Origin of the sequence: Psychrobacter sp. DM4, assembly GCF_051307035.1 — a bacterium.
Classification (GTDB): domain Bacteria; phylum Pseudomonadota; class Gammaproteobacteria; order Pseudomonadales; family Moraxellaceae; genus Psychrobacter.
The window spans coordinates 2533301-2560193 of sequence record NZ_CP195536.1 but is presented as its reverse complement, the minus strand read 5'-3'; the positions used below and the strand labels follow the sequence as shown (position 1 = coordinate 2560193).

Below are 26893 nucleotides of genomic sequence, written 5' to 3'. Positions count from 1 at the left end.
AGCTTCTTTAAAGAGCTTCATAGCAAGATTAAACTGAAGAGTTTGATCATGGCTCAGATTGAACGCTGGCGGCAGGCTTAACACATGCAAGTCGAGCGGTAACATTTCTAGCTTGCTAGAAGATGACGAGCGGCGGACGGGTGAGTAACACTTAGGAATCTACCTAGTAGTGGGGGATAGCATGGGGAAACCCATATTAATACCGCATACGACCTACGGGAGAAAGGGGGCAGTTTACTGCTCTCGCTATTAGATGAGCCTAAGTCGGATTAGCTAGATGGTGGGGTAAAGGCCTACCATGGCGACGATCTGTAGCTGGTCTGAGAGGATGATCAGCCACACCGGAACTGAGACACGGTCCGGACTCCTACGGGAGGCAGCAGTGGGGAATATTGGACAATGGGGGCAACCCTGATCCAGCCATGCCGCGTGTGTGAAGAAGGCCTTTTGGTTGTAAAGCACTTTAAGCAGTGAAGAAGACTCTATGGTTAATACCCATAGACGATGACATTAGCTGCAGAATAAGCACCGGCTAACTCTGTGCCAGCAGCCGCGGTAATACAGAGGGTGCAAGCGTTAATCGGAATTACTGGGCGTAAAGGGAGCGTAGGTGGCTCTATAAGTCAGATGTGAAATCCCCGGGCTCAACCTGGGAACTGCATCTGAAACTGTAGAGCTAGAGTATGTGAGAGGAAGGTAGAATTCCAGGTGTAGCGGTGAAATGCGTAGAGATCTGGAGGAATACCGATGGCGAAGGCAGCCTTCTGGCATAATACTGACACTGAGGCTCGAAAGCGTGGGTAGCAAACAGGATTAGATACCCTGGTAGTCCACGCCGTAAACGATGTCTACTAGTCGTTGGGTCCCTTGAGGACTTAGTGACGCAGCTAACGCAATAAGTAGACCGCCTGGGGAGTACGGCCGCAAGGTTAAAACTCAAATGAATTGACGGGGGCCCGCACAAGCGGTGGAGCATGTGGTTTAATTCGATGCAACGCGAAGAACCTTACCTGGTCTTGACATATCTAGAATCTTGTAGAGATACGAGAGTGCCTTCGGGAATTAGAATACAGGTGCTGCATGGCTGTCGTCAGCTCGTGTCGTGAGATGTTGGGTTAAGTCCCGCAACGAGCGCAACCCTTGTCCTTAGTTACCAGCGGGTTAAGCCGGGAACTCTAAGGATACTGCCAGTGACAAACTGGAGGAAGGCGGGGACGACGTCAAGTCATCATGGCCCTTACGACCAGGGCTACACACGTGCTACAATGGTAGGTACAGAGGGCAGCTACACAGCGATGTGATGCGAATCTCAAAAAGCCTATCGTAGTCCAGATTGGAGTCTGCAACTCGACTCCATGAAGTAGGAATCGCTAGTAATCGCGGATCAGAATGCCGCGGTGAATACGTTCCCGGGCCTTGTACACACCGCCCGTCACACCATGGGAGTTGATTGCACCAGAAGTGGGTAGCCTAACCTTTTAGGATGGCGCTCACCACGGTGTGGTTGATGACTGGGGTGAAGTCGTAACAAGGTAGCCGTAGGGGAACCTGCGGCTGGATCACCTCCTTATAGACAGCATTCATCTTGGCAAGAATTCACAACAAGTTGTTCTTTAGTTTTAAGCTAGTTTATTAGCTTTGCCTTTACAGGCAGACATAGGCCTGTAGCTCAGCTGGTTAGAGCACCGTGTTGATAACGCGGGGGTCGGCAGTTCAAGTCTGCCCAGGCCTACCATTATTAAGCGGTAGTTAGAACAGTCGTTACATTGCATGAGCTAAAAGTAATTAAAGCTTTTTGAAAATCCTATTTAAAGGATTTTCCTTGCGAAGCTAAAATTGCAGTGCAATTTTTACACGCTTCTCAGGGGCCATAGCTCAGTTGGTAGAGCGCCTGCCTTGCACGCAGGAGGTCAACGGTTCGACTCCGTTTGGCTCCACCATTATAAACAGCGCGATTAGATAGAATATTATAGAGAGCATAAACAGAATTAAGTAATCGTTGATGATTATTTACTTCTGTTTTATACAGAACCTGGAATCTGACGAAGATACAGGAACTATTTAAAAACATAGATATGAGTCTGGGTTAGGACTAACGTGTTCACGCGTTAATCTTAACCTTAATAGCTCACCTCTTAACGACATCAGTTGTTATCCCAGGGGTGAGTTATTAAAAAGTAATAAGAGAACTGAATCAAGCGTAAACATAGGTGATATCGTTATAATTGTGAGACAAAGACCCTTTGGGGTTGTATGGTCAAGTAATTAAGCGCACATGGTGGATGCCTTGGCAGTCAGAGGCGATGAAAGACGTGACAGCCTGCGATAAGCTTCGGGGAGGCGGCAATATCCTGTGATCCGGAGATTTCTGAATGGGGAAACCCACCTAGCATAAGCTAGGTATCCTAATTTATTAGGAAGCGAACGAGGGGAAGTGAAACATCTCAGTACCCTTAGGAATAGACATCAAATGAGATTCCCCAAGTAGCGGCGAGCGAACGGGGAGAAGCCGATTGACTTTAGAATAGAAGAACAGCGTGGGAAAGCTGACCGTAGTAGGTGATAGTCCTGTATTTTAAATTCTAGAGTTGACATATTAAGTAGAGCGGGGCACGAGAAATCCTGTTTGAAGATGGGGGGACCATCCTCCAAGGCTAAATACTCCTGACTGACCGATAGTGAACCAGTACCGTGAGGGAAAGGCGAAAAGAACCCCTGTGAGGGGAGTGAAATAGAACCTGAAACCGTGTGCGTACAAGCAGTAGGAGCCTCAATTTATTGGGGTGACTGCGTACCTTTTGTATAATGGGTCAGCGACTTATGTTCTGTAGCGAGGTTAACCGTTAGGGGAGCCGTAGGGAAACCGAGTCTTAATAGGGCGACATAGTTGCAGGGCATAGACCCGAAACCGAGTGATCTATCCATGAGCAGGTTGAAAGTTGAGTAACATCAACCGGAGGACCGAACCCACTGTCGTTGAAAAGCCAGGGGATGACTTGTGGATAGGGGTGAAAGGCTAATCAAACTCGGTGATAGCTGGTTCTCCCCGAAAGCTATTTAGGTAGCGCCTCGGACGAACACCATTGGGGGTAGAGCACTGTTTCGGCTAGGGGGTCATACCGACTTACCAAACCGATGCAAACTCCGAATACCGATGAGTGATATCCGGGAGACACACAGTGGGTGCTAACGTCCATTGTGGAGAGGGAAACAACCCAGACCGCCAGCTAAGGCCCCAAATTCCTAGTTAAGTGGGAAACGAGGTGGGAAGGCATAGACAGCTAGGAGGTTGGCTTAGAAGCAGCCATCCTTTAAAGAAAGCGTAATAGCTCACTAGTCGAGTCGGCCCGCGCGGAAGATGTAACGGGGCTCAAACTAGGAGCCGAAGCTGCGGATTTGAATTTGTTTTCAAGTGGTAGGGGAGCGTTGTGTAAGCCTGTGAAGGTGTGTCGTAAGGCATGCTGGAGGTATCACAAGAGCGAATGCTGACGTGAGTAACGATAATGCGAGTGAAAAGCTCGCACGCCGGAAGATCAAGGGTTCCAGTCCAACGTTAATCGGGGCTGGGTGAGTCGACCCCTAAGGCGAGGCCGAAAGGCGTAGTCGATGGGAAATCGGTTAATATTCCGATACTTGTTTATAATGCGATGGAGGGACGGAGAAGGTTATGTCAGCCTGGCGTTGGTTGTCCAGGTGAAAGGATGTAGGCTTGTGGCTTAGGTAAATCCGGGCTACAACAAGGTCGAGATCTGATAGCAAGCTGTACTTGTACAGTGAAGTGGCAAATACCATGCTTCCAGGAAAAGCTTCTAAGCAATAGTTATAAACGAATCGTACCCTAAACCGACACAGGTGATCAGGTAGAGAATACCAAGGCGCTTGAGAGAACTCTGCTGAAGGAACTAGGCAAAATGGTACCGTAACTTCGGGAGAAGGTACGCTGTTGGTGGTGATAGGACATGCTCCTTGAGCTGCTGACAGTCGCAGATACCAGGCTGCTGCAACTGTTTATTAAAAACACAGCACTCTGCAAACACGAAAGTGGACGTATAGGGTGTGATGTCTGCCCGGTGCTGGAAGGTTAATTGATGGGGTTAGCGTAAGCGAAGCTCTTGATCGAAGCCCCAGTAAACGGCGGCCGTAACTATAACGGTCCTAAGGTAGCGAAATTCCTTGTCGGGTAAGTTCCGACCTGCACGAATGACATAATGATGGCAGCGCTGTCTCCAGCAGAGACTCAGTGAAATCGAAATCGCAGTGAAGATGCTGTGTACCCGCGGCTAGACGGAAAGACCCCGTGAACCTTTACTACAGCTTTACATTGAACTTTGACCTGACTTGTGCAGGATAGGTGGGAGGCTTTGAAGCAGACACGCTAGTGTTTGTGGAGCCAATCTTGAAATACCACCCTGGTCATGTTGGGGTTCTAACTCAGGTATAACAATACCGAGGACAATGTATGGTGGGTAGTTTGACTGGGGCGGTCTCCTCCTAAAGAGTAACGGAGGAGTACGAAGGTGCGCTCAGACCGGTCGGAAATCGGTCGTAGAGTATAAAGGCAAAAGCGCGCTTAACTGCGAGACCCACAAGTCGAGCAGGTACGAAAGTAGGTCTTAGTGATCCGGTGGTTCTGTATGGAAGGGCCATCGCTCAACGGATAAAAGGTACTCTGGGGATAACAGGCTGATACCGCCCAAGAGTTCATATCGACGGCGGTGTTTGGCACCTCGATGTCGGCTCATCTCATCCTAGGGCTGAAGCAGGTCCTAAGGGTATGGCTGTTCGCCATTTAAAGAGGTACGCGAGCTGGGTTTAGAACGTCGTGAGACAGTTCGGTCCCTATCTACCGTGGGCGTTGGAAATTTGAGAGGAGCTGCTCCTAGTACGAGAGGACCAGAGTGGACGAACCACTGGTGTTCGGGTTGTCATGCCAATGGCATTGCCCGGTAGCTACGTTCGGATGGGATAACCGCTGAAAGCATCTAAGCGGGAAGCCCACCTCAAGATAAGATTTCCCTAAAGAGCCGTTGAAGACTACGACGTTGATAGGCAGGGTGTGGAAGCACAGCGATGTGTGTAGCTAACCTGTACTAATTGCTCGTTTGGCTTGACCATACAACACCCAAGTGGTTTGTATCAAGCAACTATTTCGATATCACCTATATCCTTGATTCAGGAATAGTGATACTTAGTCAAAATAAGTAAAACAACACAGACTCATATCTAACCCCTTTGCTGACGACAATAGCACGATGGCACCACCTGATCCCTTCCCGAACTCAGAAGTGAAACATCGTAGCGCCAATGGTAGTGTGGCTCCGGCCATGTGAGAGTAGGTCATCGTCAGCGCTCTATTCCTGACTAGCCCCTTGATACTGACGTATCAAGGGGCTTTTCTTTGTTTGGGCTATTGAAGAGAAATAGTCTATAGGCGTATTACCCAGTGTCTTATGAGTAAGTAGATTTCAAATAACTCTACTACATTACTTAACAGGTATGTATTGCTGTTATTACCTCTCAGGGTTATGATGATAGTCGATCAGATCTTTATTGAGATGTTTTTACCAGTAAAGGTTTAATCTTATCACTCATTAATTCAAGGAAGAGTAAATTATGACAATTGCAAAGAATATTGAAATTAGCAGTACCTCTGAGAAAAGCTTTGAAGATGCCGTTCAATCAGGTATCGAGCGTATCTCAAAGACCGTTAAAAACGTTCAGGGTGCTTGGGTTAAAGAGCAAAAAGTAGGCGTGACTGATGGTAAAATTTCTAAGTATCATGTCATTATGATTGTCAGCTTCGTTATTAATGACGATTCTGATCTAAGCTAGTTGTTTGGCTTTCGCTTAAAAAAAGACTGTTAACGCAGTCTTTTTTGTATTTAATCATATCTAATGTCTCGCGCTTGGCCAACACTAACCCTATCTAATACTTCAACAACAATAATTATTCTTGAGTAAATAGATGTAGTAGACTGAGCAAAATTTATACTTTATTCCTTTACGAAGAGCTAATGAGTAAAATTATGGCTGTTGATTTCAGTAAGACTCTAATTGTTGCTATATCCGCGACGGCTTTGTTCGATTTATCAGAATCTGAAAATCATTTATTACATTTATTACAGCAATCTCCTGATGAAGCTATCCAAGAGTTCCGTGATTATATGGCTGCGCGTGAAGACGATGACTTGAGCATAGGCGCAGGGTATCCACTGATCAAAGCTCTACTCAATCTGAACACCTATTGCAATGAGGGTATTTCGGCGAATAAAAAGCTTGAAGCGCCTTTAATTGAGGTTGTCATTGTGTCTAAAAGTAGCCCTGATACAGGTATTCAAGTGTTAAATGCCATACGTGCACATGGTCTTAACATTTCACGGTCGGCTTTTATATCAGGAAGCCCTGTTTCGCCTTATATCGAAGATTTTAGGGTTGACTTGTTTTTGACGACCAACCGCGATGACGCGCAACAAGTAGCAGATGCTAGTATCTGTGCCTGTGCTATATTAGATGCTACTCCTGTCAATACTTATGAGCTCGATACTGAGCAGTTACGTATTGCCTTCGACGGCGATGCGGTATTGTTCGATGATTCAGGGGAGCTTTTGTACAAACAAGAGGGCCTGCAAGCTTTCCATGATCGAGAAGCCAAGCTGCGTGATATGCCTATAGAAAAAGGCCCTTATGCTGAGCTACTCATTAAGCTCTCAAAATTACAATCTCGATTACCTACATCGCTAACATACAGCCCAATAAAGATTGCTCTAGTGACCGCACGCAATGCGCCAGCTGATCTGCGCGCTATAAAGACGTTAAGGGAATGGGGCGTGAATGTGGATATGGCGTTTTTCTTAGGGGGGTTAGATAAAACCTCTATCCTCAAAACCTTTGCACCGCATATATTTTTTGATGATTCTATCAAGCATATTGACGCTGCTCGCCGTTTTGTGCCAACGGCCCTAGTTCCTTATCATTCAGCGTCTTTATTGTACAATAATAGCTATTTAGATACTCCAAAGGACGCATCATCTTTACTATTTGTACCTACACAAGTATCACCTTTAGCAGTCAATCAATAGACCTTTGTCTCACTCTCACGTTATTGAAATTTAGTAGATAGTAAATTCAGATATATGAATCGCAATTAGAAGAGAACACCTATGAATTGGCAAGCCTTGTTTGATCTAATCATTGCAAGACTAAAGCAAGTTTTTGGCCTTTATGCTTTTGTGCTTGTACCTATGTGGGGAATGTTCTTTTTAAACGAGTTTTTATTATTCGGATTGTGGAATATCTTTGGTATTGTACCGCGCGCATTAGATGTCGGCAGTATGATAGGGGTGTTTGCGTCGTGGACTATGCACGGTAATTTTGCACATTTACTTGGCAATACTATAACACTGCTACAGATTTTATTTTTATTTGGACTATTCGAAAACAATGCGTATCGCACTACTTTGAAACTAATTATCGCATCTGGAGCAGTAACGTGGATAATAGGGTCGCCGTTATCGATTCATATAGGCGCCTCAGGACTGTGCTTTGCTATGCTAGGTTATATGATAGGCGGCGCACTATTTGCGCGGCGCTGGGGTTATCTGATAGCTTGTATCATTATGGGGGCAGGGTATTGGCTAACGATTAAACAAGGTCTGATGCCGCAGCCTGGTATCTCATTTGCTGCACACTTTGGTGGTCTGTGCGCAGGTTTATTGCTGGGGGCGAACTCAAAACATGACTATACCGCACGTACCAGAGTTCGTTAGGGTGTAGACCTGCTCACTACTAATATTTATTTGTTGCCAGTGCTCACTCATTGCTAGTATCTATAGGATAGAATCAATTTTGATACAAGCAATGAGATAGGCTAACGTTTAACAATATTCGCTTATTTATCTAATTTTTATTGGTACAGACGTTGATATATAACAGATCGTTTTGTGTTAGCTCTCGCCATGCCGTAGTTTGTCTAACATGTTCATCAATACTCAGATTGCTATCCTTTTCAGGTAATACATAATCAGCTCGTGCTGGCGCTAGGCAATCGATCACTTGCGGTATTTTTTGCACGCTTCTACGCCTCTCAAATAAATATAAATTGACTAAGTACAGGTTAGGGTTATCTACTTGAACGACCGCATTGCCACTATCTGCAGCTATAAAACGCAGTATATGCGGCTTGATATAAGACCAGGGGCGAAACCACTCCGTACTCTCAGCGGTTTTAACCACAGTGACGCCTTCAGGTAGCTTAGCCACTTGCTGAGGATACCAGTTGTACTCTTGGTTTATTTGAAAAGCGAACATACCAATAGCGGCAAACAAAGGTATGAGCCATTTGGGTGCGCGTTTACCTGCCAGTTTACTCAGGTGAGTTATGATCAGTGCCAATCCAGCCATACCAAATGCAGCGGCTATGGTAGCGATAAACTCAAAAAGCATAAGATTTCCTTTATACGATAATATAATTTTAAATTCTGTCATAAAAACAACGGAACAAAAAAATCACTCACAAGCAGCTACTGCCTGTGAGTGATCGTTAGTGTAGCAAATTACGTGTCACCATGTACTTAGTCGCTTAGTGGTCAATCGCTCCACCAGCGCCGCGTGGAGAACGTACGCTTTCAACCAACTCTTGGATGTGTGCTGGCGGCGGCGCAGTCGCGTAGGAGACCGCAAACGCTACCGCAAAGTTAATAAGAGCACCAATCGCTCCAAATGACAATGGTGAGATACCAAATAACCAGTATTCTGCGGTATCTGGGAAGTTAGCAGTACCGCCAACGAAGAACCAGCCTTTGAAAACAAAGATATAAACCAAAGTACTAATAAGACCTGCAAGCATACCAAAGATAGCACCTAGGTTATTAATACGTTTAGAGAAAATACCCATCATCAATGCTGGGAACAGCGATGCACCTGCAATACCGAAGGCTAAGGCAACCACCTGTGCGGCAAATCCTGGTGGATTGAGACCGAGCCATGTCGCAATAACGATAGCAACACCCATCGAGATACGTGCAGCTAAGAGCTCCCCTTTATCAGAGATATTTGGATTAAGATTACGCTTGATCAAATCATGACTAATAGCTGATGAGATAGCAAGTAGTAGACCTGCAGCTGTTGATAGCGCTGCGGCCAAACCACCTGCTGCAATAAGACCAATAACCCATGGTGGAAGCTGTGCAATTTCTGGATTTGCAAGTACTAAGATATCAGCGTTTACATCAAGCTCATTACCTTCCCACCCAGCAGCAGTGAAACGTCCATCAAGTTCTGCATCATGTGCTATGCGAGCGGTATCAACTGCTGCTGTTGCTGCGGCAATATCGCTACCGTCAGCCTCTGCTGCGGTAAGTGCTAATTGAGCTGCACCTAACCCACTATCGTTATAGAGCTGAATACGACCATCGTTGTTTAGATCGTTATATTTAATCAGACCCGTATCTTCCCATGTTTTCATCCAATCAGGGCGTTGATCGTATTCTAAAGGTACTTCAGCGACCCCTTGTGGATAAACCGTATCGATAAGATTCAAACGTGCCATAGCACCAACGGCTGGCGCTGTGAAGTATAGCAGTGAGATAAAGACAAGTGTCCAACCTGCTGTCCAACGCGCATCAGCAACTTTAGGTACGGTGAAGAAGCGAATGATAACGTGTGGTAGACCTGCTGTACCTATCATGAGTGATAGAGTAAATAGCACCATGTTGAGCTTGTTCGGCACATCAGCAGTATAAGCGGCAAAACCAAGATCAGTCACAATTTGATCAAGCTTGGTTAGAATGGGAATACCAGCTTCAATATCATTTGAGAACAGACCTAGACCTGGAATAGGATTACCAGTTAATTCAAGTGAAATGAAGACTGCTGGAATGGTATAAGCAATCATTAGAACCACATACTGTGCAACCTGCGTATATGTAATCCCTTTCATGCCACCAAGTACGGCGTAAAAGAAAACAACAACAGCGGCGATAAGTAGACCCGTTGTATTCTCAACTTCTAAGAAGCGTGAAAAGGCAACACCGGCGCCAGTCATCTGACCGATAACGTAAGTGGTTGAGGCGACAATCAAACACACCACAGCAATCATAGCTGCTGTTTTTGAATAGAAGCGATCGGCGATAAAATCAGGAACCGTAAACTTACCGAACTTACGTAAGTAAGGGGCTAGTAGCATGGCTAGTAGAACGTAACCACCCGTCCAACCCATCAAATACGTTGAAGCACCATAACCGCCTGCTGCAATCAAACCTGCCATCGAGATAAACGACGCGGCACTCATCCAATCTGCGGCTGTTGCCATACCGTTGACGACAGGATGAACACCGCCGCCTGCCACGTAAAATTCACTGGTGGTTCCAGCACGTGCCCAAATTGCAATACCGAAGTACAGAGCAAAGGATAGGCCTACAAAAATAATGTTAATCGTAAATTGACTCATGCTCTATTCCTCGTCTACGCCATATTGTTTATCTAGCTTATTCATACGCCATGCGTAAAAGAAAATTAAGATAATAAAGACACCAATGGAGCCTTGTTGGGCGAACCAAAAGCCTAAGTCTGTACCGCCAACTTTAATGCCAGCTAGTAATGGGCGAAGAAGAATAGCAAAGCCATAAGACACGAGAGCCCATATAAATAGGCTACCTAGAATAAGACGGACATTGGCACGCCAATAACCGGATGAATCGTTGTGGTTTTCCATAGGACAATTCCTTTTGCCTAACATAAAATCAAGATATTGGATAAGCTCAAACAGACATTGTGGTTTAGCATCTATCGCACAGGGCAATCAGTGTTGTCTATAGCAAAGTCTTAAACACTAAAGGATTAAAACCTTGTAAAAACTGCTAAAGCATAATGACCAATTAAATATCCAATCAATATTGTCGACCGATTGAGCAGGTTTAGTATTACTAAGTAAAGTCGAATATAACTCAAGCAAAGTAATCTCTACTTTAGTACGAGCTAATATCTTATGATAGAGCATTTAAACTAAATATTAGTTTGAATGTATCTAACGTTTGCTCGTCTGCTCATTTGCGAATGACTATACTGGACAGTCATAAACTTATTAGGAATATATACAAAAACGCGTCAATTAACAATAAGTAAATTAAAATTACTTTACAGCAACTAACTTTTCAGACTGTAAATTTGCCACTTTAGAGTGAAATTTTGAGTTCTTAAAGCTAAGTATAGTAGGAGATGAGGATAAGTAACAGAAAAATTTTGCCTATAAATAAAAGAATAATTTTAAATAAATGTTTGTTATTTATTTGCTAAATAGTTGTATAAAAGTCATAAATTTCACCAACGATTACAGTCGACTTTTATCTACTATAGTCAAACGTAGGCCGCTAGACTTATTCCTAACTTTATGATAAGCGGCAATTACAAGTGTTGGCATATAGACAAAGATATAATTTATAGAGAGAAGGGTACAACACGGATGAAGATATCGCAGACTGGTTCAACAATCTTGTCCGCTATGGCACGAGTATTATTCGGAGTAATAATAACGAGTTAATTTCTAGCAATCGTTGGGTAGACTACTGAGTTGTACCTACAATCAGCGGTTTATACTTCTAGACACAAAAAAACCGCTCTTAAAATAAGAGCGGTTTTTTGACATTATACAAAGCTAAGACTACATGTTGGGATAGTTTGGACCACCGCCACCTTCTGGCGTTACCCAAGTGATGTTTTGTGACGGATCTTTGATATCACAGGTTTTGCAGTGCACGCAGTTTTGCGCATTGATGACGAACTTTGCACCTTCAGCGTCCTTGACCACTTCATAAACACCAGCTGGGCAGTATAAACGCGCAGGCTCAGCATAGAGCGGCAAGTTGATCGAAATAGGTACAGTTGGATCGGTGAGCTTCAAATGCGCAGGCTGATCTTCAGCATGATTGGTGTTTGAAATAAATACTGATGACAGTTTATCGAATACCAGTTTGCCATCAGGCTTAGGATACTCTGGCTGATAAGCATGTGCAGCGCGCTCTAAATGATGATAGTCATGAGTGTTATCATGGATAGTCAAAGGCATCTTGCCACGCAATACGTTTTGATCAATGAAGTTGAACGCGCCGCCCATCCACTGGCCCATACGGTGCATCGCAGGTGAGAAGTTACGTGCCTCATAGTTGTCTTGATAGAGCCATGACTCTTTATACATAGCGCTATAAGCAACAACTTCATCATGCTGACGACCTGCTTGTACCGCTTCAAATACAGCCTCAGCTGCGAGCATACCAGACTTCATTGAAGTGTGTGTGCCTTTGATTTTGGCAGGATTCAAAAATCCAGCATCATCGCCTGCTAATACACCACCTGGAAAGGTAAACTTAGGTAGTGAGTTCAAGCCGCCTTTGGTTAAAGCACGAGCACCATAAGAGATGCGTTCACCGCCCTCTAAAATATCACGAATAAGGGGATGTAGTTTTAGACGCTGCATCTCATCAAACGGTGACATGTAAGGGTTTGAGTACGACAGATCGATAACCATACCGAAGCTAACTTGGTTGTTCTCTGCAAAATACAACCACCAACCGCCAGTAGAGCCCGTATCTGTCAATGGCCACCCTGAACCATGTAGCACAACGCCTTCTTCATGCTTTTCAGGTTTGATATCCCAAAGCTCTTTGAGACCTATACCATAATGCTGCGGGTCGCAATCAGTATCGAGAGCAAAGCGACTGATTAGGCGCTTGCCTAAATGACCACGGCTACCTTCACTAAAGATAGTGTACTTGGCAAGTAGCTCGTAACCTGGCTCAAAACTCGGTTTGGCTTCGCCATCGGCGGCCACACCCATATCGCCTGTTAAGATACCTCTGACAGAACCGTCGTCGTTGTATAATATCTCAGATGCAGGAAACCCTGGGAACATCATAACTTCGAGCTCTTCTGCTTGCTCAGCAAGCCAGCGTACGACGTTGGCTAGCGATACGATGTAGTTGCCATGATTGTGCATACTGGCAGGTACGATCGCATCAGGTAACTTGGTCGAGCGCGTAGCAGAGCCGAGCATGTAAACGCGATCTTCGGTCGCAGGAACGTTGAGCGGTGCGCCTTTTTCTTTCCAATCAGGGATTAGCTCATCTAGAGCACGCGGCTCAATGACCGCACCTGATAAGATATGACCACCAAACTCAGAGCCTTTTTCGACGACACAGACCATAAATTCGTCGTTACCTGCCGCAATGGCTTGCTGACGCAAACGAATCGCTGCCGAGAGACCCGCAGGACCACCACCGACGACGATAACATCGAACTCCATCGACTCGCGTTCAATCTCAGGCTCTTCTTCAATGACAGGTTCTTCAACGACGACTTCTTCAATCACTGGCTCTTCGACAATGGGTTCTTCAACGATAGGCTCAGGATCTACAGCCACGGTCTCTTCTGTTATAACAGGCTCAGTGACAGTCTCATCAACCTCTGCGTCTTTGTCCAAAGACACCGCTGAGTTGTCGGTTGTATCAGAACTGTCCGTTTTGGTCGTATCAAGTGTGGTTGCCTCTAACTCTTGTGTATCGACAACCGCAGTCTTGTCAGTGTTGACAGTCTCGGTATCTACAACTGGCGTTTGCTTATCTTGTTCTTGCATAGCTACTCCTGAGTTCTTAATGGCTTATCTATGGACATTACAAGCGCTGCAATTAAACAATAAGTCTTGCTGCACTGATAAGGCTGCCCAATAAAAATGGTCTTTTGGATATCAAGGGACATTTCTCTGGTCTAAGTACTTGTCTTTAATCTTAGTACTTGCGATATAACTATTATCATCAATATCAATACCTAAATATTGACGTATAAATATGAGCGTCTAAATATAAGGTATGCAAAAATTGGGTTGATCAAATTAGAATTGACTATCGTAACCTACAACGCAACGCCAACACTTATGATTGGATAAAAAACGTTACTCATTATAAAAGAAAAGTCGTACAAACACGATACGCATTTAGAACTATCAGTGGTATGGTGAGGTTATTACGTTAAACATAATTTGATGATATAGCGTCATAATATACAAAACCAAATCTAATACTCATATGGCTTACAGCAAACTTCAATAAATCACTGGAGAACGACAAGATGAATAACGATAATAGTGACACTACAAATCAGCTGACCAATGACAGCGAAACCACGAATGGTCGGCCTTCTAGTCTAAATAACATGGAGGCATTGGACCAGTATTTAAAGTCAGAAGCAGGAACTCGGCAGGGTCGCAGCATACCGCCTCTCGAGAAATGGCATCCTGAAAACACCGTCGATATGGACTTAACTATCAAAGCAAATGGGGAATGGTGGCATGAAGGTGGTCATATGACCCGAGAGTCACTTGTTAGCCTTTTTGCTACAGTGTTGTGGGCAGAGGAAGAAGAGGGCCGTTTAGTTTATTTTTTGAAGACACCTGTTCAAAAAATGCGTATCACCGTTGAAGACGTCCCCTTATTCATTAATGATATCGGTATTGTCAACGAAGACAATGAGCAATGGTTAGAGTTTACGACGACAACTGGTGACGTTGTCAGATTGGACGACGAGCATCCTATTACGCTGCGTCAGTATCAAGGAGATAGTGACCAAGAAGAGAACAGCCAAATCAAAAATGACCAAGATACGAATAGTCATAGCACAGAGGATTCAAAAGTTCGTCCCTATATGCCAGTGAGAAACAGCTTGGACGCTCTTATCGGTCGCAATGCTTTTTATCATTTGATTGAGATTGGTAAGCTGACGGAACAAAACGGTGAAACTATTTTGACATTGCAAAGTGGTGGTAAATCTTACCAGTTGTCTATGCCTGCCGAATAAGTGCTACTAGACTTTGCTTGCTAGTCTTTGCAGAATGCCATCTACTGTTTGCCAGTTCACAAATGCTAAGTATATAATGGCTTTTATAGTAAATAGTGCGATACAACGCTATTCTATAGTTGCCATAACGATGCTCTATAACCGCCATAATAATGTATTAATAATGATGATAGTAAAACCATGAATGTTGCTGCACAAAAACAGACGAGCAAGCCGATAGGTTTGTTCGATTCTGGCATTGGTGGTTTGTCCGTTTATCTACATTTAACTGAGCAATTACCGTTTGAGCGTTACATCTATTACGCCGATACTTTGCATGTGCCCTATGGCAATCGCGACAGTCAAGATATCGAATCTTTGACTCTATCAGCAGTGAAATGGCTATATGAGCGAGGCTGCAAGCTTATCGTTATTGCCTGCAATAGCGCATCCGCTCACGCGTTAGAGACGGCGCGTCTTCACTATCCTCAGCTTCCTATCGTCGGTCTTGTCCCAGCGCTTAAACCTGCGGTCATCGCCAGCAAGAGCGCTCATGTGGCAGTATTAGCAACCAAAGCGACATTAGATGGTATTTTGCTCAATCAGGTGATTGCTAATGTGGCACGGCCCAATCTAACAAAAGTGACTAAATATTTTGATCCCAACCTTGTCCCTTGGGTTGAGGCTGGCATGCCAGAGGATAGCATCACCGCTCAGGATTTGCGTCAGCAACTTCAATGGTTCGCTGAGCAAGGCGTAGATCAGCTGGTCTTAGGTTGCACGCATTATCCTTTTTTTAAGACATTTATTCAGCAGTACATTGTAGAGCAGCAGCTATCCATGCAAGTGGTTGATTCAGGTCAAGCCATTGCTGAGCGAGTCAAGCAGTTACTAGTAAGTCATCAGCTATTAGCGCCGTCTATCAGTGTGTTAGATAATGAACCCTTAAGTAATGCTATAAGCGTTTACCCTATAGATGGTCATACTCAATGGCCGCTAGTTTTTTATGCAAGCAAATATGATGACAATCTTGGACAGCTGATCCAGCGTTTATTAGGCACGCGTACGCTCGTTCTGTCACCATTAATAGCATGTTATGAGCCATAGCAAAATGAGTTTATCTACTGCTAATAATGTTTTAGAATGAACCGGTATCAGCCCTTTATAATAATAAAATTTACACTCAAAACTGAGCTGTGCTAGGCTGTATAAAAAAAACTGAATATATTTTAATGAGTGCATCTAGATAGGCGATTAATCCATCCCGGTCTAATATTAGAGGTTATCGTGTCGAATTATTGCTATCACATTCATGTTATACGTGCTGACAACGATCAGTCACTAACTTTAGATAGCGTAGCCATCGCCTTTCAAGAACGTGCTTTTTTGACTTACGATGTATCAAGTAAATTACCCAAAGCCTCTCTCTATGGACGTCAGTGTATCGATGCCTGCGATTATGCGCTAATCATCATCGACGATAGATACGGTACCACGCAGCGTACTGGCGTCAGTCAAATGCATTTGAGCTATTTGAGCGCTGAAGCCAAGCTAAAGCCATTGCTCGTACTTATAAAGACGCATCATCAACTCATTAACATTGAACCGCCTCTAACAGACTTTATCCGTACGGTTGAAAAGCATGCAAAATATATTCATTACTACGATGAAGATACCCAAATGGAGCAGCTCCTCATACGAGCCCATGACGAAATCATAGCCAGTCAAAAGATAACAGGCAGCTGGACAAAGACACGAGAACGCTCGCCACTTGCAAACGAGTCAACGATGCTATCGCCGCGTAGAAGCTCAGTATCGACTAGAGTATCTAAAGATCAAAATAGCTGCTCTACTGCCAGTACTACTGCTTCGCCCAGTTTGAGTAGACCCATCGTACTTACTGAAATATTTAGCTTTCAATACACTGCTCATGCTTATGAGGGCGGCAATCTAACGGAGGTGACGATGCCCATTGCTTTGACTTGGCTTGAAATATTACAAGCGCTTATCAAGATATCACCGACCTTTTCAAGTTATGGCCTCCAAAGCAGTATCAACCGTTTGATTGCTAGTAAAGCTGAAAACGATGTTCAGCAGCTAATGCCCAAGGTTCATGCGGTTGCTCGTTGTCAGATCGCTCAAAATGATCTTAATAGGCTACAGCGGCAACTGGTTGCAGCCAACTGGATTGAGCTCACCACTTTTGGCGCACGAGTCAAACAAGAACTTTGGAAGTTGACCTTTTATGCCAAAAAACTATCAAAAGAGCAGCAAGATTTTGTCAGTAGTCCTTAGTAATTAACGATCGACAATTGACTAAGACTACGTTTTGTAATACAAAGCATACGAGTCTGCGTTGTCAATTTTGCATTTATTGATAGATAATGTGCACTATAACGTGATTCTATAACTATTAAAAAACATAAGGAGAGCATAATGACTGACTCTAAAAGAGACGATTTAAGAAAAGATATCGATACTCTAGAAAATACGATGCATGACGCCGATCAGTTCCGTACGCTTGAGGAGCAGGTAGCAGACATGAAGCGCCGTGGTATTGATCCTAGTCAAGCCTATAAAGACTTAGACAGAAAAGAAGAAAACGATGACTGGGGTGATGCGACGTGGAAAGAGAATGGCAAATGGGAACCTAAAACATCTGCGGATCTCGATGAGAAAGCTCGTGAAAACTGGGACGGTGACAATGGCGAGCCTAACCCGCCGCCTATCGTATAGTAGTAAACATCTATTGTAGTAAAAAAGCCACCTTATTAGCAATGAGGTGGCTTTTTTCTATCTCTAGTTTGTACCCACACCTTTTAGTCGATACGCACCAAGCGCGTCACGCCATCATCACCAATGACACGGCGATAACGTACGTTACTTACAGGCGTCGGTGATGAATTTGAGGGTGCATTTGGCGCTATCGTTTGCTGCTGAATCAGTTGCCCCATGCGATCTGCTGGCGCAGGTGTCAATGGACGTGCACCTGCTGGCTGTCCATACTGATTGGCGTACTGAGGACGACTTGGTGCGGTATTACCGACAATAGCGCGATAAAAATTCTGTCCTGCGCGCCCATCCGCGGGAAAGATACCGCGGCTTGTCTGATATTGCTGAATAGCGGTGCGCGTATTATCACCAATGATGCCATCGACACCGCCGATATCATAGCCGGCGTTTAGGAGCGCTTGCTGGATATCTTTTGCTTGTTGACGGCTAATACCAGGATCACTGGTTGGCCATGCGGTAACAAAGTCTGTTTTGCTGCTGTCCTCACGCATGATCAGATCTGATAGATGAGCAATGGCAAGAGCGTAATTCTCTGAAGCATTATATGAGTAAAAGGTATCGAAGTTTTTGCCCACTAAGAATGCTGGTCCGTCCATACCTGCTGGCAGCAGTAAACCTGCGCTATCTAAGGTATAAGGTAACGCGCTGCCATTAGCAAGCGTTAACCCTTTATTACGCCAATAACTTATTGACTTTTTGTCTTTACGATTGGAAGCTGCCCAAAATCCATCAGGCAGTTTGACCTCATAACCCCAAGGCTCGCCCGTGCGGTAGCCGCGGTTGTCCAAAAAGTTGGCAGTAGAGGCTAGCGCATCAGGCACACTATTGACAAGGTCTCGACGACCATCACCATCAAAATCTACGGCCAACTCCAAAAAGGTGCTCGGCATAAACTGCGTTTGCCCAAACGCTCCTGCCCAAGAGCCCGTCATATCATTTGGCGCAATATCACCGCGCTGTACAATCTTGAGGGCATTAGCGAACTCACCTTGAAAGTAACTTTGTCGACGATCAAAGCAAGACAGGGTCGCCAACGACTCAAACAGAGGCTTTTTGCCCAAAGTCTGTCCAAAGTTTGACTCAACGCCCCAGACACCTAATACGTGCTCAGGTCTGACGCCATAACGTGATTCAATCTGACGTAGGGTATCGCCCCATTGACGCTTGGCACGGATGCCGTCCTCAACGCGCTCTTTGTCTACTAATGCTGATAGATAATCCCAAACGTCTTTTTGAAACTCGGGCTGATAGTTCAGTGATTGAATCACACTAGGATCAGGTTCGCTTGGGCGGTAGTTATTAAAAGTATAATTGTCTACATCGCGAAACTTGCTGGAATTTTTGAGTCCATCTAAGCACTGCTGAAACTCGCTATTGGATAAATAAGGAGCATCCGGTTTGGCCGCTTGAGCGGTGCTGGCAAGACTAAACCCAATGGCAGCGATGAATAGAGAGAGCGTAGATATGCGCATAAAAATATCCTGTGGTCATTAGAGATAACCGATAATAAGGTTTAGTAACGTTGTTAAAGAGTAGGGCATGTTTGAGTGTTCGGCATCAAAACTAAGTATGATAAAAAGATATCGTAGCACGTTGTGACCCTATGAATCAGCTTATGTGTTTTGGATACTGTATCACCATTAACCGTCTTACTTCTTAAAGCTTTAAAGTGAAATAGGGATGTCTTTGTAATGTTATTTTACAGTGTGGCCCTGATTGGTCTTTATTTTGGCTATATTACAATTTTAAACTGATACTTTGTAGGTGATATATAGCAAGCCATCTTATTAATATCTTTATCATAATGTCATTGTTATAATATAGCCAAACTATAGAAAAAACATTAAAGAATTAAAATGATCACGATTATAGGGTCAGGCGTTGTTGGATTGACATGTGCTGATATGCTCATTGATGCAGGTTGCCAAGTCCAAGTCATAACCGCCAGCACAGGAGTTGATGAGAGCGCCTGCTCTTGGTGGGCAGGGGGTATGCTTGCACCTTACTGTGAGATGGAGTCAGCCGAACCTTTAATAGGCGAATTGTCAGGTATATCAATGCGTTATTGGCAGTCGTTCTGTAAATACAATGCTGATTGTGAATATACTGATAATGGTACTGTGGTTATCTCACCAAACCGTGATCAAAATATGCTTAAGCACTTCGCCCAAAAAACACAGCAATGGAAAAAGCTAGGGGCAAAGCAGTTACACGATCTTGAGCCAATCTTGCATCAGCATCAAGATGCTCTGTTCTATCCGACTGAGGCACACATCGAGCCTCGACGCGTTTTGCGTGTGTTGTGGAAGAAGGTGTGTGAACATGCAAAAGTGGTTACCAGCACCACACTTAGTGATGCTGAGATCGATGAGTTGGCTACTAGCGCTGAAAAACAGGACAGTTGGCTACTTGATTGTCGAGGTTATAGTGCGAGCGCCAAATTATCCGATATTCGCGGTGTACGAGGAGAGATGATACATCTATACAATACTGAGCTGAGTCTCTCACGTCCCGTACGGCTGTTGCACCCACGTTTTCCTATTTATCTTGTCCCTCGTGCTAATCAGCAGTTTATGTTGGGGGCGACTATGATTGAGAGTGCCTCACGTGAACGTGCATCAGTACGCTCAGTTATGGAACTGCTATCTGCGGTTTATGCTGTCAATCCCGCTTTTTCTCAATCAGAAATCGTAGAGATCGGCGTTGATGTGCGTCCAACATTTCCCGATAACTTGCCCAAAATCATCAAACAGGGGAGGCGTCTGCTTATCAATGGTATGTATCGGCATGGTTATCTATTAGCGCCAGCTTGTGCCAAAATAGCTTGCGACCTTATATTGCAGCATAACAGTCCCCCAGCATTGAGTGCCTTAATTTATGACGAACATTCAGTTTAACGGAACAGCGATGCAAACGGACATTGAGACATTGGCTCAATTACTGTTAGAGCAGGGCTTTGAAGCAGATAGTCGTGTCGCCACAGCGGTTAATGGAGCTTTTATCGCAAGGCATACTCGCGCCACCTATATGATTTGTGATGGCGATCAAGTCGAGGTAGTGGCACCGATGCAGGGAGGTTAATATGAGTCAAACCACAAATCTAAGCTTGTTTGACGTTAACAGCGATCAAGCTCATAACCTAAATAGTGACCCGCTTAAGCTCTATGACTTAACTATTGACAGCCGTCTGTTATTGGGGACAGCGCAGTACCCTTCACCTAAAGTGTTAGCTGAAGCGATTGCAAGGTCAGGAACACAAATGGTGACCGTCTCAGTAAGGCGGGAGGCAGGAGTGGATGGGGCGGGGCAACAGTTTTGGTCACTTATCAAGGATACAGGTAGCTACGTTTTACCTAATACGGCAGGTTGCCGTACGGTACAAGAGGCTGTAACGACAGCGCATATGGCACGAGAATTGTTTGATACTCCGCGTATTAAGCTTGAGCTGATCGGTAACGAAGATACTCTACAGCCTGACGTCTTTGCACTGGTTGAAGCTGCTCAGATTTTAAGTAATGAAGGCTTTCAGGTATATCCCTACACGACCGACGACTTAATTGTCGCCGAAAAACTACTACAGGCAGGATGTGAGGTACTTATGCCTTGGGGTGCTCCGATTGGTAGTGGTCAGGGGTTACAAAACCCAAAAGCATTGCAAACCTTGCGTGCTTACTTTCCTGATGTGCCCCTTGTTATAGATGCAGGTATTGGCCTACCGTCACAAGCGTGTCAGGCGATGGAGCTTGGCTATGATGCTATATTGTTAAATACGGCGGTAGCTAAGGCTGGTGACCCTATAACAATGGCCACTGCTTTTGCAAAAGCAATTAGAGCTGGCAGGCAAGCGTATCAGTCAACACCTATTCTACCTCGTGACATGGCGAGTCCTTCTACACCTATCATAGGGACACCGTTTTGGTTTGACTCATAAGGTATTCTAGCTCTCGTTATTTCTTTGAGGTAAACTTAGTCATCCTGACACCTTATAAAAGTTCGACGTAAATGAGCTAAGTGTAGTCAACAGACCCTACTCTTAATTCATTGAGCGTTGATCGTCAAAACGAGCAGACCTAAAACAATGAAAAATTTTCCAAAGTTTTATTTGATTGTAGATGACGTATCATGGCTGCCTCGGTTGTTGCCACTTGGAGTAAGATTGGTGCAGCTGCGCCTTAAAGATAAACCTAAAGCAGTTATTATGCAGCAAATTATTGAAGCAAAAAAACAGTGTGAAGCTGTAGACTGCCAGTTGGTGATTAATGATTATTGGGAATTAGCCCTTGAGGCAAGTTGCGACTATTTACATCTTGGTCAAGAAGACTTAGTACATGCTGATGTGGATAAAATAAAAGCAGCTGGCATGAAGCTGGGCATCAGTACGCATAGCAGCGAAGAGTTGCAAATTGCCTTAGCAATCAAGCCTGACTATATTGCTTTAGGACCCGTCTATGAGACCACTCTAAAAAAGATGCGTTGGCAACCGCAAGGGCTTGATCGGGTTCGTGAATGGAAGCATGCTATCGGTGATATACCTTTAGTTGGGATAGGGGGCTTGACTATTGAACGTGCTCAGGGCGTCTATGATGCTGGTGCAGACTGTATAAGTGTGGTCAGTGATGTCCTCAAAAACAAAAATCCTGAAATGCGCCTAAAACAATGGTTGGATAGGGCAAAGTGACTGCAATGAATAAGATAGCTGGACACAACATCCTAGACCTTGAGCGCTCCTACAACCAAGTACAAGATCGGTATCAGCGCCAAATAGGAGTATCACAACTTAAGTTACTTGGGCAGCAAAGACTTTTAGATAGTCATGTCGCTATCGTTGGTATGGGCGGGCTAGGCTCTCCTGCAAGCCTTTATTTGGCAGGTGCTGGTGTAGGTAAACTAACTTTAATTGACCATGACATAGTCAGTTTGACAAATTTGCATCGACAAATTTTATACCGCGAAGCTGATATCGACCATTACAAGGCTGAGACAGCTAGAGACACGCTCATACAACTAAATTACGATATAGAAATTATCAGCCATAACCTCAGACTGACTGCTAGTAACATTGATGATCTGCTAGCAGAAGCTACTGTGATTGTCGATGCCTCTGATAACTTTGCTTTGAGTTACCTACTTAGTGATTTTTGTCTAAAAACCCGTAAGCCATTAGTATCAGCATCAGTGATGGGTGTGACGGGATATGTAGGGGTGTTTTGCCATTCTAGTATCAAAGGACAGTCTGACTGTCCAAGTATGAGAGCTATCTTCCCAAGCCCACCTCCTGCAGATCAGAACTGCAACAGTGTAGGTGTGATAGGAACGGCTGCAGGTATAATGGGTATATTACAAGCTCAAGAAGTGATAAAAGTGGTAGTGCAAGATAAACACCAACTGGCAGGACGTTTACTCAGTTTAGATATGTGGAGTTATCGTCAGACCATTATTGATTTTACAGGTGCAACTGAACCTGAGAATTGTGTAAAGATTATTGCAAAAAGCGATATTCGACAAGACGATAGTACAAACAAAAATGCTGATCAGGATTGGATAATTGATGTCCGTAGCAGCGCTGAAGTTGCGCAGCAGCCAAAGTTTTGTGATCAGCACCAACCTATAAACCAATCAGATCCTAATTATAATGCCCAAAGCTTGCGCACACTACCCAGAGACAAACGCCTAGTCTTTACCTGTGCCAGTGGTTCTAGAGCGCTGATGGTGGCGGATATGGCCATACAACAAGGTTTTGAGAAAGTAGCAGTTTGGTTATAAGCAACTTTGCAAAAGGTTTCACTTAATAGTCTAAAGTCTTTGCTATCTTTTTGGGTAGCAGGTCATTGCCATAATGGAAAAGAAATACACTATCAGAATTAGGCGAATGTGTTTCTACTATCAAAAACCTACTCTCCCAAAACCTCATCTAACGCTTTAATAAAGTCACGAATACGCGCCGCATTCTTACCCAAATCACTACCGCCAATCCGTGATTTACTGCGAATATCGAGCAAACGCTCATCGCCATTGTCTGTCACGCGAACGACAACATCATCTTTAAAACCGAACCAAACCGTAGTGTCTGTCGCTTCAACGATACCTGCGCTTGTATCCGTATTGACAAGCTCCCAGCCCAAATTATTGACGGCTTGTTCGCTAGCTTCCATTAGTTCTGACTTTGATTGCGTATAAGTTAAGGTTTGCAGTTCAGGATAAGCTTTGCGTTGTTGCTCGGCAGTCTCGCTACCCGCGTATTCGACGGGATTGGGCGCATCAGCGCGTAGTGGAGCAATAGCGACAAATTCTGGCGGATTGACTATATCGGTTGAGATATCATGAATGGGCGGGACGCTTTTGGCGGTACTGAGCATACCTAGCGGTATGATAATCGCAATCAGAGATAACGTAACGGCTATCACAACGCTGCTTGTAGTGAGCGTGTCCCGTTTAAATAGGGTTTGTAAGATCAGCATAATCAGCGCGATACCGCCTGCCATCATGCCAAAAGTAAAGCCTGCAAACGCCGTCCCCAAATCGACGATACCAAACTTATAGAGTGGGCCCGGGAGTAGCACTAATAGAAAAGCGATGACACTCATAAGACTAACGACAATTTTCATAGGACTTCTCTTTAGTTATTTACTCACCATTTAAGCGTTTAATTTAGCTTCTCGTCGATGGCTCAACAACCAAACCTGCTCGCTGACGCTAAGGGCTGCGTTGGCATTTAACATTGAGGGGTTACTTTCAAGCTCAGTAACTTGATAATGATTACTATAATACCGCTCTACTTGCTCAAGGCTAACAGAAAATGGCGGGCCGTCTTTTTGGTTTTGATCATAATCAAGAGTGATCAGTAGTTGCGGCGCGTTAGGAGTTATCTGACGGATATGTTCGCTATATTTTGGACGCACATCAGGCGGTAGAGCGATTAGCGCGGCTCGATCATAAATTGCATCAATATGACCTATATCATCAGCACCGAGCGCAAAGATATCAGCAACCCATAAGGTTATAATTTGTCCTGCCAATTGACCCTGATAATCCCTAACAGCTGGATTATCCGCATGCTAATGTATAGTTGGCAAGATACTATGTTCAGCGAAGAACTCTTGTACCGCAGATTCGACCAGCTCAATACCAACGACCTCGTAACCCTGCGCGGCTAACCATGCCATATCCAATGATTTACCGCTTAAAGGCACTAATACTCGGCTACCTTTTTTTAGCTTTAAAGCTGAAAAATATTTGAGCAACAACGGATTGACCTCAGACTTATGAAAGCCGTTACGACCCTCACCCCAACGCGCTTGCCAAAACTCTGGATTCATAAGATTACTCCTAAAATATTGCAGTCAGACATAGTTGTCATCGCTAGCTATCATAGCGCTAAATGCAACAAAAAAGCCAAGCGTATCAACCCTTGGCTTTATCAATCATTAACAGCTTTAAGCGTTTAAGCGACCATGTACTGGCTAAACTCTTTACGTAGTTTGGCAAGTTTGGGTGGAATAGAGAAGTTACAATACGCCTGATTAGGGTTTCTGTTAAAGAAATCTTGATGTTCCTCTTCAGCATCATAAAATTCTACAGCGGGATGGACTTCAGTGACGATGTCCAGACCCATGTCACGCAGTTTATTAATCGTGCGATCAACAGTTGGTTTTTGATCTTCGTCGGTGTAAAACACTGCGCTACGATACTGACTACCGACATCATTGCCTTGACGATCCATTGTAGTGGGATCATGAGTGGCAAAAAATACGTCAAGGATGACTTCTAACGGTACGACAGAGTCATCATACTCTACTTTGACGACTTCGATATGACCACTATTACCGCCGCAAACAGCGCGATAATTAGCCGTAGCTGCGTCCCCGCCCATATAGCCTGAGACGACAGATTGTACGCCTTTTACCGATAAAAATACCGATTCGGTGCACCAAAAACAGCCACCGCCTAATATAATGGTTTGCATAGTTTTTCCTTTTATTATATCTGTTGTTATAAATGTGAGCTAAGGTCTTTATATGGTTGCAAATGCTTGATTTTCAATGGTTCACTGACCTTAGCCGTACCCGTTTAGAGTAGCAGGCGTACCAAATGCAATAAGTAACAAACAGTAATGTTATAATGTGCGTTTGCTACCTTTACTGTCTGTAATGCGTATTCAACAACGATACTGCCACAACGAGTCGCACCATGAGCCAATCCAAGCCTGCCATCAAACATGACACCCTATTTGATAAACCGTTTACTACACCACTAGACAAAGCGGCGCGCTTTTCTTTCGATGAGCAAGTGGTGGCTTGTTTCCCTGATATGATCCGCCGTAGTGTGCCAGGTTACGGTCAAGTGCTAGCGATGCTGCCCATATTTGCCCGTCGTCATTGTAAGTATCGTCAACAGAGTGACAAAGGCCGTGTCAGCCGAATTTATGATTTGGGCTGTTCACTTGGCGCGGCCAGTATGACGCTGGCGGGCGAGTTTGAGCCGCAAGACTTACAGATTAAAGCGATAGATATCTCGCCTGCGATGACAAACGAGGCGACCACTTTACTTAAGGATAATTATCCTGAGCACGATATTGAAGTGATTACCGCTGATATTCGTGATGTCGAGCTTGAACCCTGTGACATGGTAATTTTAAACTTAACCTTACAGTTTTTACCCGCAGCCGATAGGGTAGCGGTATTAGAGACTATTTATAATGCGCTGAGCGAGGGCGGCATATTGGTGTTGACCGAAAAGACCCATGCTTTTGATGAACAATACGATGCGTGGTTGGTTGAGCGTTATTATGATTTTAAACGCGCCAACGGCTATACCGAGATGGAAATCAGCGGCAAGCGTAATGCGCTAGAAAACGTCCTGATTACCGATACTTTGGATGAGCATCATGCACGTCTGGCACAAGTTGGTTTCAAGCGGCATTTGACATGGTTTCAGTTTTTAAATTTTGTTTCTATTGTGGCGTTTAAATAGGGTTTTGTTTTGAATAAATAGTGGGAGCTGCTCCTGCCGTCCGCTATTATCTGCCATAACTGCTAGGGCACGGCTATAGGCGGGACAGGTTGCTGCTACCGCGACACCCTGACCCGCCAAGCCTTTGCAACCTAGCAGTTATGACAGGATAACCGCTTCAGTCAGGGCTAGCGGTGACATCGCTCTCGTGATTATATTCGCCGTAGTTAAAGCTTTATCTTACTAAAAAACTGAAGTCTTGTAGGGTGAGTCCAGCGCACCGATAAACAACCATCTTTTTAAATGGGTGCGCTGGGCGCACCCTACGGCA

The 26893-nt window shown here is 44.5% G+C and carries 20 protein-coding genes, 2 tRNA genes, 3 rRNA genes and 1 pseudogene; 18 read left to right on the top strand and 8 right to left on the bottom strand.

The window, feature by feature from the left end:
• The first annotated feature begins 30 nt into the window (after nt 1–30).
• The 8 genes from ACR64G_RS10930 (at nt 31) to ACR64G_RS10895 (ending at nt 7766) form a co-directional block, all read left to right on the top strand.
• Nucleotides 31–1570, top strand: a 16S ribosomal RNA gene (locus ACR64G_RS10930).
• Nucleotides 1571–1658: 88 nt separating this feature from the next.
• A tRNA-Ile gene (locus ACR64G_RS10925) sits at nt 1659–1735 on the top strand.
• Nucleotides 1736–1864: 129 nt separating this feature from the next.
• Nucleotides 1865–1940 (top strand) — tRNA-Ala (locus ACR64G_RS10920).
• A gap of 315 nt (nt 1941–2255) precedes the next feature.
• A 23S ribosomal RNA gene (locus ACR64G_RS10915) occupies nt 2256–5115 on the top strand.
• Between the two features lie 119 nt (nt 5116–5234).
• Nucleotides 5235–5349: ribosomal RNA gene (gene rrf / locus ACR64G_RS10910) — 5S ribosomal RNA — on the top strand.
• The 16S, 23S and 5S rRNA genes sit together here with 2 tRNA genes alongside, the layout of an rRNA operon.
• Nucleotides 5350–5613: 264 nt before the next feature.
• Nucleotides 5614–5832, top strand: coding sequence for a dodecin family protein (locus ACR64G_RS10905; RefSeq protein WP_435979313.1), 219 nt, complete (start codon nt 5614–5616; stop codon nt 5830–5832).
• Nucleotides 5833–6026: 194 nt separating this feature from the next.
• Nucleotides 6027–7079, top strand: a complete 1053-nt coding sequence (locus ACR64G_RS10900) for a 5'-nucleotidase (RefSeq protein ID WP_435979312.1) — start codon at nt 6027–6029, stop codon at nt 7077–7079.
• An 81-nt stretch (nt 7080–7160) separates the two neighbouring features.
• Nucleotides 7161–7766: a rhomboid family intramembrane serine protease gene (locus tag ACR64G_RS10895; protein ID WP_435979311.1), complete on the top strand. Its 606-nt coding sequence runs from the start codon at nt 7161–7163 to the stop codon at nt 7764–7766.
• 130 nt (nt 7767–7896) lie between these two features.
• On the opposite strand, the gene ACR64G_RS10890 is transcribed toward ACR64G_RS10895, so the two are convergent.
• The 4 genes from ACR64G_RS10890 to ACR64G_RS10875 all read right to left on the bottom strand — a co-directional run bounded on the left by ACR64G_RS10890 (nt 7897) and on the right by ACR64G_RS10875 (nt 13294).
• Nucleotides 7897–8442, bottom strand: coding sequence for a hypothetical protein (locus tag ACR64G_RS10890; protein ID WP_435979310.1), 546 nt, complete (start codon nt 8440–8442; stop codon nt 7897–7899).
• Nucleotides 8443–8578: 136 nt separating this feature from the next.
• Nucleotides 8579–10447: a sodium:solute symporter family protein gene (locus ACR64G_RS10885; RefSeq protein ID WP_435979309.1), complete on the bottom strand. Its 1869-nt coding sequence runs from the start codon at nt 10445–10447 to the stop codon at nt 8579–8581.
• A 3-nt stretch (nt 10448–10450) separates the two neighbouring features.
• Nucleotides 10451–10711: a DUF4212 domain-containing protein gene (locus ACR64G_RS10880; RefSeq protein WP_435979308.1), complete on the bottom strand. Its 261-nt coding sequence runs from the start codon at nt 10709–10711 to the stop codon at nt 10451–10453.
• A 945-nt stretch (nt 10712–11656) separates the two neighbouring features.
• A complete protein-coding gene (locus tag ACR64G_RS10875) occupies nt 11657–13294 on the bottom strand; it encodes an electron transfer flavoprotein-ubiquinone oxidoreductase (protein WP_435980715.1) in 1638 nt (545 codons plus the stop codon).
• Between the two features lie 821 nt (nt 13295–14115).
• Between ACR64G_RS10875 and ACR64G_RS10870 the strand changes: the two genes are divergently transcribed.
• The 4 genes from ACR64G_RS10870 (at nt 14116) to ACR64G_RS10855 (ending at nt 17556) form a co-directional block, all read left to right on the top strand.
• Entirely contained in the window at nt 14116–14841 is a 726-nt protein-coding gene (locus ACR64G_RS10870) for a DUF1285 domain-containing protein (protein ID WP_435979307.1), read from the top strand.
• 180 nt (nt 14842–15021) lie between these two features.
• Complete coding sequence (gene murI, locus ACR64G_RS10865; protein WP_435979306.1) at nt 15022–15927, top strand: glutamate racemase; 906 nt, start codon at nt 15022–15024, stop codon at nt 15925–15927.
• A 180-nt stretch (nt 15928–16107) separates the two neighbouring features.
• The gene (locus ACR64G_RS10860; RefSeq protein WP_435979305.1) at nt 16108–17115 is read left to right on the top strand and encodes a DUF4062 domain-containing protein; all 1008 of its coding nucleotides are present in this window, start codon (nt 16108–16110) and stop codon (nt 17113–17115) included.
• 141 nt (nt 17116–17256) lie between these two features.
• Nucleotides 17257–17556 (top strand): hypothetical protein, encoded by a 300-nt coding sequence (locus tag ACR64G_RS10855; RefSeq protein WP_435979304.1) that lies wholly within the window; start codon nt 17257–17259, stop codon nt 17554–17556.
• 83 nt (nt 17557–17639) lie between these two features.
• On the opposite strand, the gene ACR64G_RS10850 is transcribed toward ACR64G_RS10855, so the two are convergent.
• Nucleotides 17640–19085, bottom strand: coding sequence for a lytic murein transglycosylase (locus tag ACR64G_RS10850; RefSeq protein WP_435979303.1), 1446 nt, complete (start codon nt 19083–19085; stop codon nt 17640–17642).
• A 384-nt stretch (nt 19086–19469) separates the two neighbouring features.
• Between ACR64G_RS10850 and ACR64G_RS10845 the strand changes: the two genes are divergently transcribed.
• From ACR64G_RS10845 to ACR64G_RS10825, 5 genes are all read left to right on the top strand, one after another.
• Complete coding sequence (locus ACR64G_RS10845; protein ID WP_435979302.1) at nt 19470–20510, top strand: FAD-dependent oxidoreductase; 1041 nt, start codon at nt 19470–19472, stop codon at nt 20508–20510.
• The gene (thiS, locus tag ACR64G_RS10840) at nt 20491–20694 is read left to right on the top strand and encodes a sulfur carrier protein ThiS (protein WP_435979301.1); all 204 of its coding nucleotides are present in this window, start codon (nt 20491–20493) and stop codon (nt 20692–20694) included. Before ACR64G_RS10845 ends, thiS begins: the two co-directional genes overlap by 20 nt.
• A gap of 1 nt (nt 20695) precedes the next feature.
• The gene (locus ACR64G_RS10835; protein ID WP_435979300.1) at nt 20696–21544 is read left to right on the top strand and encodes a thiazole synthase; all 849 of its coding nucleotides are present in this window, start codon (nt 20696–20698) and stop codon (nt 21542–21544) included.
• A gap of 147 nt (nt 21545–21691) precedes the next feature.
• Nucleotides 21692–22291: a thiamine phosphate synthase gene (locus ACR64G_RS10830; protein WP_435979299.1), complete on the top strand. Its 600-nt coding sequence runs from the start codon at nt 21692–21694 to the stop codon at nt 22289–22291.
• 5 nt (nt 22292–22296) lie between these two features.
• Nucleotides 22297–23376, top strand: a complete 1080-nt coding sequence (locus tag ACR64G_RS10825; RefSeq protein WP_435979298.1) for a ThiF family adenylyltransferase — start codon at nt 22297–22299, stop codon at nt 23374–23376.
• A gap of 128 nt (nt 23377–23504) precedes the next feature.
• On the opposite strand, the gene ACR64G_RS10820 is transcribed toward ACR64G_RS10825, so the two are convergent.
• The 3 genes and pseudogenes from ACR64G_RS10820 to msrA all read right to left on the bottom strand — a co-directional run bounded on the left by ACR64G_RS10820 (nt 23505) and on the right by msrA (nt 25576).
• Nucleotides 23505–24218, bottom strand: a complete 714-nt coding sequence (locus ACR64G_RS10820) for a DUF1499 domain-containing protein (RefSeq protein ID WP_435979297.1) — start codon at nt 24216–24218, stop codon at nt 23505–23507.
• Between the two features lie 30 nt (nt 24219–24248).
• Nucleotides 24249–24929: pseudogene (gene tmpT / locus ACR64G_RS10815) on the bottom strand (thiopurine S-methyltransferase).
• A gap of 125 nt (nt 24930–25054) precedes the next feature.
• Nucleotides 25055–25576 (bottom strand): peptide-methionine (S)-S-oxide reductase MsrA, encoded by a 522-nt coding sequence (gene msrA, locus ACR64G_RS10810; protein WP_435979296.1) that lies wholly within the window; start codon nt 25574–25576, stop codon nt 25055–25057.
• A 224-nt stretch (nt 25577–25800) separates the two neighbouring features.
• On the opposite strand from msrA, the gene cmoA reads away from it, so the two are divergent.
• A complete protein-coding gene (gene cmoA / locus ACR64G_RS10805) occupies nt 25801–26583 on the top strand; it encodes a carboxy-S-adenosyl-L-methionine synthase CmoA (protein ID WP_435979295.1) in 783 nt (260 codons plus the stop codon).
• Nucleotides 26584–26893: the final 310 nt, after the last annotated feature.

What these genes read in the sequence shown, in the direction of transcription:
- ACR64G_RS10905 (WP_435979313.1), top strand. Translation starts at nt 5,614, where the DNA reads ATGACAATTGCAAAGAATATTGAAATTAGCAGTACCTCTGAGAAAAGC.
- ACR64G_RS10900 (WP_435979312.1), top strand. Translation starts at nt 6,027, where the DNA reads ATGGCTGTTGATTTCAGTAAGACTCTAATTGTTGCTATATCCGCGACG.
- ACR64G_RS10895 (WP_435979311.1), top strand. Translation starts at nt 7,161, where the DNA reads ATGAATTGGCAAGCCTTGTTTGATCTAATCATTGCAAGACTAAAGCAA.
- ACR64G_RS10890 (WP_435979310.1), bottom strand. Translation starts at nt 8,442, where the DNA reads ATGCTTTTTGAGTTTATCGCTACCATAGCCGCTGCATTTGGTATGGCT.
- ACR64G_RS10885 (WP_435979309.1), bottom strand. Translation starts at nt 10,447, where the DNA reads ATGAGTCAATTTACGATTAACATTATTTTTGTAGGCCTATCCTTTGCT.
- ACR64G_RS10880 (WP_435979308.1), bottom strand. Translation starts at nt 10,711, where the DNA reads ATGGAAAACCACAACGATTCATCCGGTTATTGGCGTGCCAATGTCCGT.
- ACR64G_RS10875 (WP_435980715.1), bottom strand. Translation starts at nt 13,294, where the DNA reads ATGGAGTTCGATGTTATCGTCGTCGGTGGTGGTCCTGCGGGTCTCTCG.
- ACR64G_RS10870 (WP_435979307.1), top strand. Translation starts at nt 14,116, where the DNA reads ATGAATAACGATAATAGTGACACTACAAATCAGCTGACCAATGACAGC.
- murI (WP_435979306.1), top strand. Translation starts at nt 15,022, where the DNA reads ATGAATGTTGCTGCACAAAAACAGACGAGCAAGCCGATAGGTTTGTTC.
- ACR64G_RS10855 (WP_435979304.1), top strand. Translation starts at nt 17,257, where the DNA reads ATGACTGACTCTAAAAGAGACGATTTAAGAAAAGATATCGATACTCTA.
- ACR64G_RS10850 (WP_435979303.1), bottom strand. Translation starts at nt 19,085, where the DNA reads ATGCGCATATCTACGCTCTCTCTATTCATCGCTGCCATTGGGTTTAGT.
- ACR64G_RS10845 (WP_435979302.1), top strand. Translation starts at nt 19,470, where the DNA reads ATGATCACGATTATAGGGTCAGGCGTTGTTGGATTGACATGTGCTGAT.
- thiS (WP_435979301.1), top strand. Translation starts at nt 20,491, where the DNA reads ATGACGAACATTCAGTTTAACGGAACAGCGATGCAAACGGACATTGAG.
- ACR64G_RS10835 (WP_435979300.1), top strand. Translation starts at nt 20,696, where the DNA reads ATGAGTCAAACCACAAATCTAAGCTTGTTTGACGTTAACAGCGATCAA.
- ACR64G_RS10830 (WP_435979299.1), top strand. Translation starts at nt 21,692, where the DNA reads ATGAAAAATTTTCCAAAGTTTTATTTGATTGTAGATGACGTATCATGG.
- ACR64G_RS10825 (WP_435979298.1), top strand. Translation starts at nt 22,297, where the DNA reads ATGAATAAGATAGCTGGACACAACATCCTAGACCTTGAGCGCTCCTAC.
- ACR64G_RS10820 (WP_435979297.1), bottom strand. Translation starts at nt 24,218, where the DNA reads ATGAAAATTGTCGTTAGTCTTATGAGTGTCATCGCTTTTCTATTAGTG.
- msrA (WP_435979296.1), bottom strand. Translation starts at nt 25,576, where the DNA reads ATGCAAACCATTATATTAGGCGGTGGCTGTTTTTGGTGCACCGAATCG.
- cmoA (WP_435979295.1), top strand. Translation starts at nt 25,801, where the DNA reads ATGAGCCAATCCAAGCCTGCCATCAAACATGACACCCTATTTGATAAA.